This is a genomic window from Bacteroides sp. D2 (assembly GCF_025147085.1).
In the GTDB taxonomy this organism is placed as follows: domain Bacteria; phylum Bacteroidota; class Bacteroidia; order Bacteroidales; family Bacteroidaceae; genus Bacteroides.
The window spans coordinates 2,619,135-2,636,782 of sequence record NZ_CP102261.1; the positions used below are offsets into that span (position 1 = coordinate 2,619,135).

The 17,648-nt window shown below is 41.1% G+C and carries 11 protein-coding genes; 6 read left to right on the top strand and 5 right to left on the bottom strand.

The genetic code is table 11. The features are described 5' to 3' along the window. Positions 1–12: 12 nt before the first annotated feature. From NQ505_RS09125 to sppA, 3 genes are read right to left on the bottom strand one after another with little or no spacing between them, the layout of a single operon-like run. Positions 13–822 (bottom strand): purine-nucleoside phosphorylase, encoded by an 810-nt coding sequence (locus NQ505_RS09125; RefSeq protein WP_004298940.1) that lies wholly within the window; start codon positions 820–822, stop codon positions 13–15. After that, positions 779–1,909 (bottom strand): tetraacyldisaccharide 4'-kinase, encoded by a 1,131-nt coding sequence (gene lpxK / locus NQ505_RS09130; RefSeq protein WP_004298941.1) that lies wholly within the window; start codon positions 1,907–1,909, stop codon positions 779–781. The genes NQ505_RS09125 and lpxK overlap by 44 nt, the downstream gene beginning before the upstream one ends. Before the next feature lie 10 nt (positions 1,910–1,919). Next, a complete protein-coding gene (gene sppA / locus NQ505_RS09135) occupies positions 1,920–3,698 on the bottom strand; it encodes a signal peptide peptidase SppA (RefSeq protein ID WP_008649902.1) in 1,779 nt (592 codons plus the stop codon). A gap of 230 nt (positions 3,699–3,928) precedes the next feature. Between sppA and NQ505_RS09140 the strand changes: the two genes are divergently transcribed. Both NQ505_RS09140 and NQ505_RS09145 read left to right on the top strand, forming a co-directional pair. Beyond that, positions 3,929–5,203 (top strand): histidine-type phosphatase, encoded by a 1,275-nt coding sequence (locus NQ505_RS09140; RefSeq protein WP_009000125.1) that lies wholly within the window; start codon positions 3,929–3,931, stop codon positions 5,201–5,203. A gap of 32 nt (positions 5,204–5,235) precedes the next feature. Beyond that, positions 5,236–7,434 (top strand): GH92 family glycosyl hydrolase, encoded by a 2,199-nt coding sequence (locus NQ505_RS09145; RefSeq protein ID WP_032853746.1) that lies wholly within the window; start codon positions 5,236–5,238, stop codon positions 7,432–7,434. 157 nt (positions 7,435–7,591) lie between these two features. Here NQ505_RS09145 and NQ505_RS09150 read toward each other — a convergent pair whose 3' ends face one another. Both NQ505_RS09150 and NQ505_RS09155 read right to left on the bottom strand, forming a co-directional pair. Then, positions 7,592–8,635: a FecR family protein gene (locus tag NQ505_RS09150; protein WP_009000123.1), complete on the bottom strand. Its 1,044-nt coding sequence runs from the start codon at positions 8,633–8,635 to the stop codon at positions 7,592–7,594. A 54-nt stretch (positions 8,636–8,689) separates the two neighbouring features. Beyond that, entirely contained in the window at positions 8,690–9,277 is a 588-nt protein-coding gene (locus tag NQ505_RS09155; protein WP_009000122.1) for an RNA polymerase sigma-70 factor, read from the bottom strand. A gap of 328 nt (positions 9,278–9,605) precedes the next feature. Here NQ505_RS09155 and NQ505_RS09160 point away from each other — a divergent pair, with 328 nt between their 5' ends. From NQ505_RS09160 to NQ505_RS09175, 4 genes are read left to right on the top strand one after another with little or no spacing between them, the layout of a single operon-like run. Further along, on the top strand, positions 9,606–13,022 hold the full coding sequence (locus NQ505_RS09160; protein WP_009000121.1) for a SusC/RagA family TonB-linked outer membrane protein: 3,417 nt from the start codon (positions 9,606–9,608) through the stop codon (positions 13,020–13,022). Between the two features lie 32 nt (positions 13,023–13,054). Beyond that, a complete protein-coding gene (locus NQ505_RS09165) occupies positions 13,055–14,698 on the top strand; it encodes a RagB/SusD family nutrient uptake outer membrane protein (RefSeq protein ID WP_009000120.1) in 1,644 nt (547 codons plus the stop codon). Further along, the gene (locus NQ505_RS09170) at positions 14,698–16,113 is read left to right on the top strand and encodes a hypothetical protein (RefSeq protein WP_032853744.1); all 1,416 of its coding nucleotides are present in this window, start codon (positions 14,698–14,700) and stop codon (positions 16,111–16,113) included. Before NQ505_RS09165 ends, NQ505_RS09170 begins: the two co-directional genes overlap by 1 nt. 47 nt (positions 16,114–16,160) lie before the next feature. Continuing rightward, positions 16,161–17,639, top strand: coding sequence for a BACON domain-containing protein (locus tag NQ505_RS09175; RefSeq protein WP_009000118.1), 1,479 nt, complete (start codon positions 16,161–16,163; stop codon positions 17,637–17,639). The last annotated feature ends 9 nt before the right edge of the window (positions 17,640–17,648 follow it).

Sequence of the window (17,648 nt, forward strand, 5' to 3'; positions counted from 1 at the left end):
CGGGATGATTGTTTAGGCACGGTTGATAAGTTCGCGCATGATCGTGGTCATTTTCGGTTGAGCAGCGTCAGCGGCTTTCTGAACTTCTTCGTGTGTTACTTCTACGATTTTTCCTTCTACTCCTAAGTCGGTAATGACGGAAATACCAAAAACTTTGATACCACAATGGTTGGCTACGATAACTTCCGGAACGGTAGACATACCAACTGCATCAGCACCAAGGATATGGAATAATTTATATTCGGCAGGAGTTTCGAAAGTAGGACCTTGCGTACCAATATACACTCCGTGTTGTACTTTAATTCCTTTTTCTTTGGCAATCTCGTCAGCCTTACTAATCAATTCCTTGCAGTATGCTTCGCTCATGTCCGGGAAGCGAGGTCCGTAAGGGATATTTTTTCCGCGAAGCGGATGTTCGGGGAAATAGTTGATATGGTCAGTGATAATCATCAGGTCACCGATTTCGAAATCTGCATTTGTACCGCCACTGGCATTGGATACAAACAAGGTTTTGATACCTAATTCACGCATGACACGTACAGGGAAAGTTACTTCTTTCATCGAATAACCCTCGTAATAGTGGAAGCGTCCCTGCATAGCCATGATATCCTTATTGCCTAGTTTGCCGAAAATCAGCTTACCGCTATGACCTTCGACGGTAGATACCGGGAAGTTGGGGATATCCGAATACTTTATTTCATACTTCTCGGTGATTTCGTTTGCCAAACTGCCAAGCCCGGTGCCTAGTATAATAGCAGTTTCCGGACTGGTATGCATCTTACCTTTCAGATAAGCTGCGGTTTCTTGTATTTTCTCTAACATAGTCAATAATATGTTGGTTAAATTTATCTTGTTGATTTTGTAATATTTCAATTTCAATAGGCAAGGCGTAGATAAATGGTTTCAATTCCTTGTCCAAAGCCGGATGGTTAATCAGGCGTGTTGCATCTTTCTCGGTGGTAATAATCAACCGGTGTTCTCCTTTCAGTTTATGAAACCGTTCTTTGATAAGCTGTATATCCCGATGAGTGAAATTGTGGTGATCGTCAAACGATAGTAAATCTATTTGTTTGGTACAACCTTCCAGTCTTTCGAGAATAGGGGCAGGTGAGGCAATTCCCGTCATCAATAATATATCAGTGTTTGTCAGTGAGGACAAAGCAACCTCATGGTTTGTCGAAATTGCATTTGTGTCCGGAGACATGGTAGGGAACACTGGTTGCAGGTTACCATACCGGAACGATGAGAAGAATAACTGTTGATATGGATAAAGGTTCAGCCGTTTCGTGATAATGTTATAATCAATAGGCTTGATGTCTTGCGGGCATTTGGTGACAATAACGATTTGCGCCCGATTCTTGCCGCTAATTGGTTCACGAAGCCGTCCTGCGGGGAGCAAAGTGTCATCACAGAATAATCGGTGATAATCCGTTAACAGAATACTCAATCCCGGTTTGACGTATCGGTGCTGGAAAGCATCGTCCAATAGGATAACATCTATTGAAGGCTTTTGCAGTGCAAGCAACTTTTCTATGCCATGACAACGCTTTTCATCGACAGCTACTGTGACAGACGGGAATTTTTGATGCATCTGGTAAGGTTCGTCGCCAATGCTTCTTGCCGTACTTTCCGGAGTTGCCAATACATAACCTTTCGTGTGCCGTTTATATCCCCGGCTTAATACAGCTACCTTATATTGATTACAAAGAAACTTTATCAGATATTCAGTGTGTGGAGTTTTTCCTGTCCCTCCTACAGCGAGATTACCCACGCTGATAATAGGTATATCAAAACTCTTTGATTGAAGAACTTCCCAGTCAAAGAGTTTATTTCTCATCATTACCACTGCTCCGTAGAGCCAGGAGGCAGGGTAGAGCCACTTATGTATCTTGATAAAGTGTTCGTCCATGTATTACGGTTTATTTTATATTCAGTTCGAACGGAATACGTGCCTGAATCATGGATTGTTCTTGCAGATTTTTCAGTAAGCCGAATTGCTGGTAGTACTCGCCTAATTTACTTTTCAGTAATTGTGATTCTACATAATTCGTCGGTTTCGTATCAAGCAGGGAAGACAGGAAATCTTGTTTCTCAGGATAAGACACAACGGTATAGCCTTCGATACCGGCTTTTGCGACAGCAATATCCAGTGCCTTGTCAATGCCACCTAATTCGTCTACTAATCCCAGTTCTTTAGCAGTTTCCCCAGTCCATACACGGCCTTCAGCAATCTTCTCGATAGCTTCCTTCGTCATGTGACGTCCTTCGGCACAACGAGTTACAAAGGTATCATATCCTTCAGTTATCATCATTTGAAGCAATGATTTCTCATCCTCGTTAAACGGACGCATGATATTTCCGAAATCAGCGAATTTATTCGTTTTTACGACATCATAACTTAAACCGATTTTATCAGTCAATCCTTTCACATTAGGAATCATACCGAAGATTCCGATAGAACCGGTCAGGGTAGTAGGCTCTGCAACAATCGTATCGGCAACGCAAGAGATATAGTAACCTCCTGACGCGGCATAATCACCCATAGAGACAATGACCGGTTTCTTTGTTTTCAGCTCTTTCACAGCATGCCAGATTTGTTCCGAGGCGAAAGCACTTCCACCTGGAGAATTGACACGAAGTACAACAGCTTTCACATCATCATTATCTTTCAATTTGCGCAGGTCACGAATGACTTTCGAACCGACAATCCCATCTTCGGAAGTTGCAGAGCTCGGATAGTCTGTAATTTCACCGGATGCATAATAAACAGCTACGATATTACCGCTTTTATCTTTCGGCACATTTTTCCTTACGTTCATCATGTCGCCCAATCCTAATATAGGAAGATTATCATCTTCATTGATCTCTACCAATTTCTTAAGATAATTGCGCACATCATTGCGATAAATCAGAGTATCAGCCAATCCGCATTTTACACTCTCTTCTGCCGGATAGAACATGAGCATGCGATCTGCATAGACATTCAGTGAGTCTACAGAAATATTACGTGAAGTAGATACCCCTTCCGTAACCTGTCCCCAGATAGAAGTGATAAATGTGGTAACCTGTTCGCGGTTGGCAGGACTCATTTCCGTAGCAATAAACGGCTCTACGGCAGATTTGTAAGTTCCTACCTTGAACACCTGCATCTCAACTCCTATTTTTTGCAGCAGATCTTTGTAGAACAAGGGAGCAGAGGCGATACCCCGCCATTCAATCATTCCTTTGGGGTTGAGCAACACCTTATCGGCTGCGCTGGAAAGATAATAAAGTCCCTGCGTATAGGAGTCTGCATAAGCAATAACGAATTTTCCACTTTCTTTGAAGTCGAGCAGTGCGTTGCGGATTTCCTGCAAAGAAGCATAGGAGGTGCCTAATGAATTTGCCTGCAGATAAATCCCTTTAATATTTTCGTTTTCTTTAGCCTTCTGGATAGAAGAAAGAATATCGTCTAGTCCGTACGTGTTAGATCCGTCACCCAACAACTGTGATAAAATACCCAGCGGATCTTCTTGCGTACGTTCAACCAACGTTCCATTTAAGTCGAGCATCATTACAGAATTCTTTTTTACGATTGTTTCCGTGTCCGAAGCAGACATGATGCCAAACAACGTTACCATGCTGATTATAAATAATACAATACTTGACAAAATGATACCTGTCACCGTGGCAAGTGTAAATTTCAAGAAATCTTTCATTATACTTATTGTTTTTTGCGCCAGCTTGTTATTAAGCTAACAAAGATAAATAATTGAGTTGATATTTATTCAATAAGTCGTACGAATTTTTGTTTTATCACAGCGAATCCACATAAATAGGAACTTCCTCCATTTAAGATTTAAGTATATTTGTCTGTATCAAATCCTTTTAAATGAGAAGAAATCTCTAATTTTGTGGCACAACTATTAATACATTGAATAATACTATCATGAAAAAACTCACATCTATTCTTTTATTGCTCTTGTTTGTATGGACGGTACAAGCGCAAACTGTTCGTGAAGAGATCCGTGCAAACCGGTATTTATCCGCTAATAATTATTATGCATATCCTACGCCTACTGCCAAGCAGACAGCTGCTCCTAAGGGGTACGAACCTTTTTATATCAGCACATATATGCGTCATGGTTCACGGTATCTGATTGATCCGAATGATTATCGTTTCCCCAAGCAAACTTTATTAAAAGCCGACTCTTTAAACAAACTTACTACAACAGGTAAAAACACACTGGATATTGTTTTGCGCATGGCTGATATGGCGGAAGGTCGTCTTGGTGAACTGACTTCGGTGGGAGCACGCCAACACAGAGGAATTGCAAAGCGTATGTATACTAATTTCCCACAGATATTTGCTGATGGAACAGAAGTGGATGCCCGTTCCACAGTTGTCATCCGGTGTATATTATCCATGACATCCGAATGCCTCCAATTGCAGGCGATGAATCCCAATCTATGTATCAAGAATGATGCAAGTTACCATGATATGTATTACATGAATCCTCCTGCTAAGGATTTGAGTAAAATAGCTAGTTCCGATAAAGTGACAAAGGTTCAGAAAGATTTTGAAGCTACCCATGTACGCCCGCAACGGTTGATGAAAACATTGTTTACAGACGAAGCGTATGTAAAAGCAAATGTTGATGAAGCGCGCCTGATGAGACGTCTTTTTGATTTGGCTTGTAATATGCAGAGTCATGATACAGATATGCAGCTATATTCTCTTTTCACAGATGAAGAGTGTTATGATCTATGGAGTTGTAACAACTTATATTGGTATCTGACACACGCTTGTTCTCCTGTAACGGATGGTTTGATGCCCTATCGGGAAGCCGACTTGTTGCGTAATATTTTAGATAGGGCAGATGCTGCTTTGAAAGAAGGTAAGAACCAGGCCACTTTAAGATTTGGTCATGAGTCTTGTCTGTTACCGTTAGTCGCTTTATTGGAACTGAATCATTATGGAGAATCTTACCCTGACGTAGAAAAGTTATCCGAACAATGGAGAGCGTATGATATTTTCCCGATGGCTAGTAACGTGCAATTCGTCTTTTTCCATAAAAAAGGAAGTAACGATGTATTGGTAAAAGTATTACTTAATGAAAAGGAAACTAAACTACCGGTGAAAACAGACGTAGCTCCTTATTACCACTGGAAAGATGTAGAAAGCTACTATCGTGAAAAATTAGATAAATATCAGCATATATAATGCGACATTAACTTAACATTATTATATTTACCATGAGAAGAAAAACCCCTTTTATGGCTGCAACTCTGGCAGCAGGCTTGTTTTTTTATTCTTCTTGTACTCCGGCTGAAAAGACGGATACAAAAGATTATACTCAATACGTTAATACCTTTATCGGTGCTGCAGATAATGGTCATACATTCCCCGGGGCATGTTATCCTTTCGGTATGATACAAACCAGTCCCGTAACGGGTGCAGTCGGTTGGCGCTACTGTTCCGAATATGTTTATGAGGATTCTCTGATTTGGGGATTCACACAAACACATTTAAATGGAACCGGATGTATGGATTTAGGCGATATTCTGGTGATGCCGGTCACGGGTACACGTGTCCGTGCATGGGATGCTTATCGTAGTCATTTCCCTAAAGACAAAGAAGCGGCTACTCCGGGATATTACACTGCAGAGCTCTCTGATCCACAGGTAAAAGCAGAACTGACTGCCTCTATCCATGCTGCCCTTCACCGCTATACTTATCACAAGGCTGATTCTGCCTCTATATTGATTGACTTGCAACATGGTCCTGCATGGAGAGAAGAACAATATCATTCACAAGTCAACAGTTGTGAAGTGAACTGGGAAGATGCTCAAACACTGACAGGACATGTCAATAACACGGTATGGGTCAATCAAGATTATTTCTTTGTGATGAAATTCAACCGTCCGGTAGTCGATTCACTTTATCTTCCGATGGGCGAAACAGAAAAAGGAAAACGCATCATTGCTTCTTTTGACATGCAGCCGGGAGACGAGCTGATGATGAAAGTGGCTCTTTCCACCACCAGCATAGACGGGGCTAAAAAGAATCTGGAAGCAGAAATTCCTGCCTGGGATTTTGAAGGAGTAAGAGCTACCGCCCACAATGAATGGAATAACTATTTGAGCCGTATTGAAATAGAGGGTACCGATGATGAAAAGACAAATTTCTATACTTGTTTCTACCACGCATTGATTCAGCCTAATCAAATTTCGGACGTAGATGGTATGTATCGTAATGCTGCCGATTCTATAGTGAAAGCCGGAACGGGTACTTTCTATTCCACATTCTCTTTGTGGGATACTTATCGTGCTGCTCATCCATTTTATACATTAATGATTCCCGAACGTGTGGATGGCTTTGTTAATTCTCTTATTGAACAAGGTGAAGTGCAAGGTTTCTTACCCATTTGGGGATTGTGGGGCAAAGAGAATTTCTGTATGATTGGTAATCACGGCGTATCAGTTATTGCCGAAGCCTATCGTAAAGGATTCCGTGGTTTCGATGCTGAACGTGCTTTCAATATAATAAAGAAGACGCAGACGGTGTCTCATCCGTTGAAGTCCGATTGGGAAGTTTATACAAAATATGGTTATTTCCCGACAGACCTGATAAAAGCTGAATCTGTATCTTCTACTTTAGAATCGGTATATGATGATTATGCTGCTGCCGATATGGCACGTCGTATGGGTAAAGAGGAAGATGCGGCATATTTTGCAAAACGTGCTGATTATTATAAGAATATGTTCGATCCGCAAACGAAGTTCATGCGTCCGCGCAAGGCTGATGGAACTTGGAAAGCTCCATTTAATCCAAGTGCACTAGGACATTCCGAAAGTATCGGTGGAGATTATACAGAAGGAAATGCATGGCAATATACCTGGCATGTACAACATGACGTACCGGGATTGATCCAGTTATTTGGCGGTGAAGAGCCTTTCCTGAATAAGTTAGATTCATTGTTTACCGTTAAGTTGGAAGGCGAAAGTCTGTCAGATGTAACCGGACTGATTGGGCAGTATGCTCATGGCAATGAGCCAAGTCATCATGTAACTTATTTATATGCACTGGCAGGTCGTCCGGAACGTACACAAGAACTGGTTCGTGAAATATTCGATACTCAATACAAGAACAAACCTGATGGACTTTGTGGAAACGATGATTGCGGACAGATGTCTGCCTGGTATATGCTTAGTGCGATGGGATTCTATCCGGTAGATCCGGTGAGTGCAGAATATGTATTCGGTGCTCCACAATTACCAAAAATGACCTTGCATTTGGCTGATGGCAAGACTTTCACAATTATTGCAGAGAATCTATCGAAAGAACATAAATATGTAGATAGTATTACATTGAATGGTGAACCATATACGAAGAAAACAATCTCACATGAAGATATTGTAAAAGGTGGTACACTGGTGTATAAGATGAAGTAATTCTCAAGCATTCTCACCGTGATGAGAAAAAATTCTCATCGCGGTGAGAAACTTTTCTCATTACGATGAGAATTAATTCTCGTTACTATGAGAATAATATCCTTATTAAAGTATACGGAAACGCCCTTTTTGAATTAGTTGAACCACTCTTTGCTTATTATTGCATAGTCTTGCTCACTTCTATACGCTGCTTTTCAAACTTCTCGCTATTGTTGCTACGATTACTGACTGCTTTGCACTGGATGGGTGCACTCATTTCGAGCAAGCGCAAGATCTCATTCAAAGATTCACCCTCAAAAGTCGCCTTATAGGAATATTTTCCTAATTCGGCATCTTTCAAAATAAACTCCACATTATAAGTTTGTCCCAAACGTTTGAATACATATTCCAGTGGGTCGTCTCTAAAAATGAGTACTCCATCTTTCCATGAGCACCATTTGTAAGTATTGGTTTTGTTGACGTTATACAAAGAAGTTGCCAGATTATAGTCTATTTTCTCTCCCGGTGAAAGGGAAATTGTTTTTTTCTTGTCAAGAGTTACTGCTACCTTTCCTTTTACTAATGTCACTGCTGTTACATTGTCCGAGGTATATGCATTCACATTGAATGCTGTGCCGGTAGCTTCTACAGTCAGTTCTTTCGTTTTTACGATGAACGGATGCTCCTTGTCGGATTCTACTTCAAAATAGGCTTCACCTTGCATTGAAACCACTCTTTGCTTATCATTGAATTGAGTCGGATACTTTAGAGAACTTCCGGCATTTAGCCAAACCTTAGAGCCGTCGGGCAGATTCACTACCGACCAGGTACCGTAAGGAGTGAATAACTCCTGATAAGTTTCTGCAATTTGAGAAGCAGGTTTCAAATAAAGATAAGCGGATACTATCAGCAAAGGGAGAAGCAGTATAGCTGCAATTTGTTGCCAGTAGTACAGAAAGGACAACTTTGGACGAACCGATGTCGGCTGATTTTGATGAAGAATCTGCTCCATAACTTTTCTGTGCGCGCTGTCCACATCTATCTCTTCCGGATTAAAAGCCGGGTGACTGACTTCCCACACATTCTTTTGTGATAGAAAGCTCTTATAGTTTTCGGGAGTAGCCGATATCCAATCTTCCAGTACCTTTATTTCTTCTGGTGTAGCCTCTTTCGAGAGATATTTGGAAATTATAATTTCTATGTCTGAATCTTTATTTATCATATGCATTTTACCTTATATATAATAAGACGTTTCAGAAAGAAAATCCCACATCTATTAGTGGAAAAGAAAGAAAAAAAGTAGCAAATAAAAATCTTTTAATAAAATGCGAAGCTGTTTCAAAGCCTTGCTGATGCGTACTTCCACTGTTCTGACAGAGATGTTGAGGCGATTGGCTATTTCCTGATATTTAATATTTTCTAACCGGCTCATTTCAAATACTTCTCTTTCCTGGGGAGGTAATTGTTCCAATGCATTTTTGAGTTGCCGGCATAAATCGGAGTAAAGTATGTAGTTTTCCGTTGTATCTATATCTATAGAACCCGATTTAAGTTCATAAGCAACGTGCTCATCTATAATCCTGCGATGGCGCAATTCATCCAGGCAGTAGTTTCGGACAGCTTTCAGTAAATATGATTTTAGTGAGTTCTCAATTTCCAGTGTTTTCCGGTCATTCCATAATTTGAGAAAGATATTCTGTACAATATCCTCACAGGTGGATTTCTCTGGAATGTAAGTACCGCCAAACAACACCAGATCTTTATAATAGGCATGGAATAATCGGGTAAAAGCCTGTTTATCATCCTGTTTCAGTGCTATTACCAGAAAACGGTCGTCGGAAGTCTGTTGTTGGATATTTGACATAGTATTGTAGTAGAGATTCTATTGTTGGGGGTAAAAATAGAAAGATTATTTGGGATAAACGATAGTTTGATGAAAAAATAGTCCGGATGAAAAAATAATGTGATATGGGATGTGGCTTTTATTTTTAGAAACGTCTTATTGATAGGAACGAGAGAAAAACACATTTATTAACCTTTAAATAATACAAGCCATGGGAAAGACATAATCAGTGAATTTTACTTCCGAAAAAACTGATAAAAAAGGAAGGTCTGACTCACCTTCCTTTCCTAAGATTCAGTTATTCGTTAATCAACTTATTTGTAGAACCAATAACCAAACATGTAAAGGTATGAAACTTATTTCAATTAGAAAAATGAAAAAGAGAATTAATGTACCTGCGAATGTAAAAATGGGGAGAATTTGTGCTATATGGTTGTTTTGTATAGCTCTGCAAGCCGTCAGTATACCTATCCTTGCACAATCCGCCAAAATTACATTGCGACTGAAGAACGTGACTGTAGAGGAGGTCTTGACTAGTATCGAAAATCAGACAGAATATCGCTTCCTGTATAACAAAGATATTGTTGATGTTAGCCGTATAGTGAGCATTTCTGTGAAGAATGAACTGATGACTCTGGTACTGGATAAACTTTTTAAAGGCGAAGGAGTATCTTATACGATTGAAAAACGCCAGATTGTATTAAACAAAGTTTCATCTCAACAGCAGGATAACAAGCCGACAGTCAAGGTGACAGGAAAGGTCGTGGACGAATCTGGAGAGACTCTTCCGGGAGTGACTGTGATGATAGAGGGGGTGACTCAAGGAACCATCACCGGTATAGACGGCAATTATCAGTTGCAGGTTCCGGAAGGTTCGACACTGAAATTTACTTCAATAGGTTACACTACATATACGCAGAAAATAACCAGGCCGATGACGTTGAACGTGACGATGAAAGAAGATTCAAAACAATTGGATGAGGTTGTTGTGGTAGGTTATGGAACGACCACCCGTAAGAATCTGACCACTTCCATAGCAACGGTCAAAACAGAAAAAATATCAAGAGCCGCAACAAGTAATATGTCGCAGATGTTGCTTGGACGGGCAGCCGGACTGGAAGCTACGTTAACAAGCCCACAACCGGGTGGAGCAGTCGACCTTTCCATTCGTGGTGCAGGCACTCCTATCTTTATAGTGGATGGAGTAATGATGCCTTCCACTTCTTTAGAGGTTGGAAACGGAAATCAGGTCATGCCTAATTCTATCAATCGTTCGGGATTGGCAGGACTTAATCCGGCCGATATTGAATCTATCGAAGTATTAAAGGATGCATCTGCCTCCATCTATGGAATTGGCGCAGCCAATGGTGTCGTATTGATTACTACGAAGAAAGGTACTGAAACTCGTCCACAGATCACTTATGAGGGAAATTACTCTATCGTGAAAAACTATCCGTATCTGGAACCTTTGAGCGGAGAGGAATATATGAATGTTGCTAACATTTTCAATAAGGAAAACTATTTATTTACGAACGGCATGTATCCCTATGGCGATAAACCTTTTGATAATAAATGGGTGCCTCAATTCTCACCTCAACAGATAGCTGCCGCTCAAACAACAGACTGGCTGGATTGTGTGTTGAAAGATGGTAGTATCAATAACCATAACATCACAATTACAGGAGGATCTAAACTACTGAAATATTACTTGTCCGGAAACTATTATAAACAGGAAGGTACGGTAGAAAACTCTGCAATGGAGCGTTATGCTCTTCGGACGAACATATCTTCACAATTGCTTCCATTTCTTAAGTTGACTGCAATTGTCAATGTAAATGAGAATGAATATACAAACTCAACTTCCGGTGGTGGAGGTGGTGGTAATGGTTATGATGCTATCCAATCGGCATTGACCTATCCTTCTTATTTGCCAATCAGGGATGCGGCAGGAAATCCTACTTTATATTCGAACTACCCCAATCCTGCAGAAATGGTAAAAGTGAGCGACCGCACCAAAACGAGTGGTTACTATCTAAACTTTGCTGCCGATGTGGATATTATCAAGGATATGCTGTCGTTCCGTTTGATGTATGGTATCAATAAGGAGAATGCTAATCGTAACCTGTATATTCCTTCTGATATTTATTTTATGGATATGTATAAATCGAGAGGACATCTGGGATATGTTGAGCGTAGAAACCAAACCATGGAAGGTACACTGACTTTCAAAAAGCAGTTTGGAGATTTGTTGCGTGTTGATGCCGTAGTGGGTATGGGAAGATATACGAACGATTCAAATGGACTTGAACTTGACTACGAGCAGATTAACGATCACATTGCTGCTGATAAAGTGGAAGCTGCGGAAGGTGCTTTCTATCCGACTTCTTTCAGGGCAGCCGACGAACGTCGTTCTCAATTTGCCAGGGCAAGTGTGGATTTGCTTGACAGGTATGTGGTTGCGGCTACTATCCGCCGGGATGGAACGGATAAATTTTTTCCGGGAAAGAAATATGCCTATTTCCCTTCAGTGTCATTAGCCTGGAAATTATCTAACGAACCGTTTATGAAGAATATATCATGGATTGACCAGTTGAAGATTCGTGGTAGTTATGGACAGACAGGTAATGACAACCTGGGCAGTTCACTTTATGGAACTTTTAGTCTGGCAGCACAATACATTAAATTCTCTAACAATTCAGTGACTTATGTACCCTATCTGCTTAGCGGTCCTGATTACCCGAATGTAACTTGGGAAAAGACTACCATGAAGAATATAGGTGTAGACTTTTCTGTGTTGAAGGATAGAATCTGGGGAAGTTTCGATATGTTCCGTAATGATGTAACCAACTTGCTGGGATATGATTCTTCCTCTCCGCTTAGTATGACATCTTCCGTCCCGATGAACTATGGACATTATGTACGTTATGGATGGGATGCAACTATCAATTCACTTAACTATGAAATCCCCCGTGTGTTTAAGTGGACGTCACAATTGACCTTATCACATCATAATGCCGTTTGGAAAGAACGGATGCCCAACTATTATTATGAAGAATATCGAATCCGTAAAAACGAACCGGTAAATGCTTATTACTATTATGAAACGGAAGGCGTAATCAATATAGATAAAAGCAATATGCCCGAATCGCAGAAATCTTTACCGGCGGATGCACAACAACCCGGCTATCCGATTATAAAGGATGCGAATGGGGATAATAAAATAACGATTGATGATGTAAAGATGAGGAATACACTTCCGAAAATTCACATCGGATTTGGAAACACATTTGTGTACAAGGATTTCGATCTGGATATATTTATGTATGGACAATTCGGACGTACACGTTATAATTATGCATATCGTTGGGCGCTTGTCGGAGATGTGTATTACACAAGTCCCAAGAACTCGAACAAATATGTATATACTATCTGGAACTCTCAAACGAACCAGAATGGAAACCGGCGTGGCATTGCTTCGACAAAGGCTGTTGCTTTACCCGGCAACGTAGGTTTTGAAGAAGATTATCAGAATGCTTCGTTCGTACGTGTCAGGAATATTACTTTGGGATATAATCTCTCGGGGAAAAAGCTGGGAAGAATAGGTGATTATGTAAGTTCTATCCGGGTTTTTATTGATTGTCAGAATCCGCTGACTTTTACCAAGTTTGTTGGGGTCGATCCTGAAATAAAGACGGGTGGCGACGGCTCCAAGGCGGAATATCCGATGACAAGAACATACTCCTTCGGAGCAAAAATATGTTTTTAAGAGAACCTGTAACGAAAGAAAAAATTGAAAATATGAGCAAGAATAAATTATTTAAAGTATTTATCATGATTGCATTTATCATGTGCAGTTGTGAGGATAATTTTGATCCGAAGATGTATGGCACATTGAATGTTTCTAATTATCCGGTGACTGAAGCCGAATACGAATCATTTATGATGACCTGCTATATGCCTTTTACTACTACATGGACCTATTGGATTGGTGCCGGTACAAGTGGCAACCAGCATGGTTGGTATATACCTGCCGGAGGCGTACTGAAATTCTTTGATTATCCGACCGATGAGATGGCGGTGTGGAATAATGGTTGGGGAGGTGGATACTACTTCCTTTCCAAAGCCGATTTCAGTCAGTGTGTCTATTATACGAGTGGTACGTTAAGTGACGAAAGGCCGAATCATTTTCCGAAAGTAAGTGAGATTTCCTACTTCACCAATGTGATTGGAACTTTGGAGAAGGCTTCTACCGAGGTCGTTTCCGAGGAACGTAAAAGGGAGTTTATTGCCGAGGCCCGTCTTTGCCGGGGATTGATGATGTATTATTTATTGCATGTATATGGACCTGTTCCTTTGATTGTTGATCCGAACGATCTGATTAATCCTTCAAAACTGGAGAATCTGGTACGTCCGACATTGCAGCAAATGACGGAATGGATTATGGCTGATTTTGATTATGCTTATCAGTATATTGCAGATACGCAGCCGGAACAAGGACGTTACAATAAGGACTATGCACGTGTGTGCATCATGCGGCATTGCTTGAATGAAGGTTATTATATGTCCGGTTATTATCAGAAAGCGATTGATATGTATAGCGAGTTGAAGGGGCGGTATAGCCTTTTTAAAAAAGGAGATAATCCTTATATCGAGCAATTTAAAAATGCCAATAACTTCAATTCGGAAGTGATTATGGCTGTTAGTTGTGATGAAACGGCGGATGGTACGAATAAGTCCGGTAATTTTAATCCGCTGATGATGCTCGCTACTCCTGATAATGCGGCGAGAGTGGACGATCAGGGCAATCCGACTCCTTTCTATCTGCAAGGGCAGGGATGGGGGCAAACCTTTAATGTATCTCCGAAATTCTGGGATACGTATGATCCTTCGGATAAGCGTCGTGACGTTATCCTGACTAAGTATTATACGACAGCCGGAACTTGGATTGACCGGAATACAACCACATGGGACGGATTTATAATTAATAAATTCCCGGTTGAAACGGCTACGGCTTTTCAGGGGACTGATATACCGTTGGCCCGTTGGGCGGATGTCTTGTTGATGTATGCGGAAGCCGAAGTTCGTAAAAACAATGCTGCTCCGTCTGCTGACGCTGTTGCTGCAGTGAATGAAGTGCGCAAACGCGCCGGACTGGATGATCTTCCGTCATCGGCAACAGCTAGTGCCGAAGCTTTCCTGGATGCTTTACTTACCGAAAGAGGACATGAAATGTTGTATGAAGGAATGCGTAAAATAGACCTCATCCGGTTTAATCAATATGCACAGCGTACGGCGAAGATAAAAGGAGTGGCTCCTACACATCAATATGTGCCTATTCCTAATTATGCGGTTCAGCAAGCTTCGGAATCTTATGGAAAAGTGTTGGTACAGACATTCGAGCGTGAGGGATGGAAAGCGGATCTTGCGGCAGCTCGCAATTAATGTCGTCATTCATGATTGTTAAACTAGAGATCTTAAGAAAAATGAAAAAGATATACGTACTATTCATATCATCGCTATTGCTCTTTTCGTGTGCGAAAGATGATATTAGTAAGCCAAGTGAATGGCCGGAGTGGCCTACGCCTTCAAAACCTAAAATAGAAAATGCTGTATTGCGGGGAGTGAATGGTGAAACGGTTGTGGCGGCTGGTGATAAAGTTAAATTCACCGCACAGATAAGTGATGAGTATAATGATCTGGTTTCATTCCAATTATTGGTGACAATGGACGGAGCCGAGATTTTGAATTTGTCTAAGGGATTGAGCGGACGCTCTGCAGTTATTGAAGAGGAAGCAACTTTGCCTTTTGTTGCCGGTTTTCAGAACGGGCGTCCTGTGGTAACTATCAAAGCTGTAAATGATTTGGGAGGTAATGAATCGACACTGACCCTGGATGAGGCTGCAAGCGTGAAAGTAACCCGTCCGGAAACACCTTCCAAATTATATATTGTTGATGATCTCGGAAATGTATATGAAATGGACAAGGCAAATCAGAGTGAATCGGATTATGGCTTTCGGACGAATGCTGCGGATCTTGCAGGGATCGGAGATCATTTTAAAGTTGCCGAGAAGGTGGTAAATAATAAACCGGACTATTCCGGTCTGGTTTGGGGGTATGCGGATGATAAAATATCCATTGTGACGGATGATGCGGCAGCTTCAATTCCGACTCCTAAGGTGGGAAGTTATACATTGGAGAATATCACTTTCGATATGTTGTCTTTCCTGGCTGATAAGACACTGACGTATAGTATTGATATTGATAAATCCCGGTTCTTTGATGTGGGAGGAGGATATATCCAGTTGGATGTTGAACTGGTGGAAAGTGCCAAGGTTAATTTTATCGGCTTTGGTAATGATGTCACCAATATGCTCCGGCCGGAATTCTTTAAAGATGTTTCCGGTGCCAAGGCAAAATTCGATGGTCCGTCGGTACTTTATAACTTGAAATACAATACATCAAATGGTTTTATGTATATGGAACGGCCGCGGGATGTGTTTTATCCGGAAGTGATGTATATTGTTGGTACCGGAGTTGGATTCCCGCGTGAACCCTATGTTGCCACACTTGCTTGGGATTTCTCATATCCTCACCAGTGGTTCTTCTTTAAGAAGGTAGGTGCAAGTGCTTTTGAGGCAGTCGTATATATCGACCAGACGATGGGATTTAAGTTCTATAGAGGATATGGCTGGGCGCAAGAAGAGGATACGAAGAATTTATATACGGTTGAACCGGCTAACTTGGTTACGAGAAGTGCTCCCGGTGATTTGATTCCCGGTCCTGATTTTAAAGCTGGTCTTTATACGATACATATCGATAAAGCTAGTGAAATGATACGATTGATTCCTTATAATTGAGTTGGGAATCGGGATTAGTAGTCTTTAATTTAATATTCAATAGAATTATGTATATATCAATGAAAACATATAGTAAGAAGTTTCTGGTTGCATTCTTTTTTTCAATGTTGCCAATGGTGTTGATGTCTTGTTCGATGGAGCCGGAAAAAGCCTCTTTCTCTATTTCCGGAAATTTGGGGAAGTTGCAAATCAGCAATGAAGGGTTTACAGAAGTTTATTCGATAAAGTCTAATACGGAGTGGAAATTTGTTAATGAGACCGATCAGTCTTGGGCCACCATTTCCCCGGTTAAAGGGAGTGGGAACGGAAAAGTGACAATTACTGTAAGTGCAAATGCGGGAACCGGTCGTACTGCCGTATTCCGTGTGGTGCCTAATGGGGTGAAAACGCAGGAAATAGAGATTATTCAGGGAAACTCCTATATCCCGGAAGCTGATGGAGTATTTCCGATTATAGCATGGACTGGAGTGGAAGCAGACAAATCACTTGAGAAATTTCCGGTGATGAAAGCATCCGGCATTAATATTTATCTGGGATGGTATAATGATTTGGAGACAACACTCAAAGTGCTTGATGCGGCACAGAAAACCGGAGTGAAGATGATAACTTCCTGTCAGGATCTATTGTCTGTTGGTACTGCCGAAGAGGTTGTAAAAGCGATGATGAATCATCCGGCATTGTATGCCTATCATTTGAAAGATGAGCCGGAGGTGAATGATTTACCGGGCTTGGGGGAATTGGTAAAGAAGATTAAGACGGTGGATAGTCATCATCCCTGTTATATAAACTTGTATCCGAACTGGGCCTGGGGAAAAGAACTTTATTCTGAAAATGTAAAGTCGTTTATAGAGCAGGTGCCTGTGCCGTTTATATCGTTTGACAATTATCCTATTGTGTCTATAAATGGGGCTCCCAGCATTGTTCGGCCGGACTGGTATCGTAATTTGGAAGAAATATCAGCAGCTGCTAAAGAGAGTAATAAACCTTTTTGGGCATTTGCACTTGCACTTTCTCATAAACTGGATGAAACTCATTTTTATAAAATACCGACATTGCCCGAGTTGAGATTACAAGTTTTCAGTGATTTGGCTTACGGCGCACAGGCAATCCAGTATTTTACTTATCGCGGACTTCAACATGATGAACCGACCGAAGTATATGATTTGGTCAAGACAGTCAATCAGGAGGTGCAACAGCTTGCAGGTATATTCTTGGGAGCGCAGGTTATTTCAGTGTCTCATACCGGAAGCGAAATACCGGAAGGAACTACGGCGTTGGGAAGTTTGCCGGCCCCTATAAAATCGTTGACAACGAGTGATACAGGTGCTGTTGTTTCTGTATTGGAGAAAGGTAGTAACCAGTATCTTGTAGTTGTAAATAAGGACTTTCGTAATCTGATGAATCTGGCAATTGATGTGGATGGTTCTGTAAGCAGAGTGCTGAAGGATGGTTCAACTGTAAGTCCGGATGGTTCTACGATAGCGGTTGAACCGGGGGATATGGTTATATTTACGTGGAGAAAATGAATAAAGGTT

What these genes read in the sequence shown, in the direction of transcription:
- NQ505_RS09125 (WP_004298940.1), bottom strand. Translation starts at nt 822, where the DNA reads ATGTTAGAGAAAATACAAGAAACCGCAGCTTATCTGAAAGGTAAGATG.
- lpxK (WP_004298941.1), bottom strand. Translation starts at nt 1,909, where the DNA reads ATGGACGAACACTTTATCAAGATACATAAGTGGCTCTACCCTGCCTCC.
- sppA (WP_008649902.1), bottom strand. Translation starts at nt 3,698, where the DNA reads ATGAAAGATTTCTTGAAATTTACACTTGCCACGGTGACAGGTATCATT.
- NQ505_RS09140 (WP_009000125.1), top strand. Translation starts at nt 3,929, where the DNA reads ATGAAAAAACTCACATCTATTCTTTTATTGCTCTTGTTTGTATGGACG.
- NQ505_RS09145 (WP_032853746.1), top strand. Translation starts at nt 5,236, where the DNA reads ATGAGAAGAAAAACCCCTTTTATGGCTGCAACTCTGGCAGCAGGCTTG.
- NQ505_RS09150 (WP_009000123.1), bottom strand. Translation starts at nt 8,635, where the DNA reads ATGATAAATAAAGATTCAGACATAGAAATTATAATTTCCAAATATCTC.
- NQ505_RS09155 (WP_009000122.1), bottom strand. Translation starts at nt 9,277, where the DNA reads ATGTCAAATATCCAACAACAGACTTCCGACGACCGTTTTCTGGTAATA.
- NQ505_RS09160 (WP_009000121.1), top strand. Translation starts at nt 9,606, where the DNA reads ATGAAACTTATTTCAATTAGAAAAATGAAAAAGAGAATTAATGTACCT.
- NQ505_RS09165 (WP_009000120.1), top strand. Translation starts at nt 13,055, where the DNA reads ATGAGCAAGAATAAATTATTTAAAGTATTTATCATGATTGCATTTATC.
- NQ505_RS09170 (WP_032853744.1), top strand. Translation starts at nt 14,698, where the DNA reads ATGTCGTCATTCATGATTGTTAAACTAGAGATCTTAAGAAAAATGAAA.
- NQ505_RS09175 (WP_009000118.1), top strand. Translation starts at nt 16,161, where the DNA reads ATGTATATATCAATGAAAACATATAGTAAGAAGTTTCTGGTTGCATTC.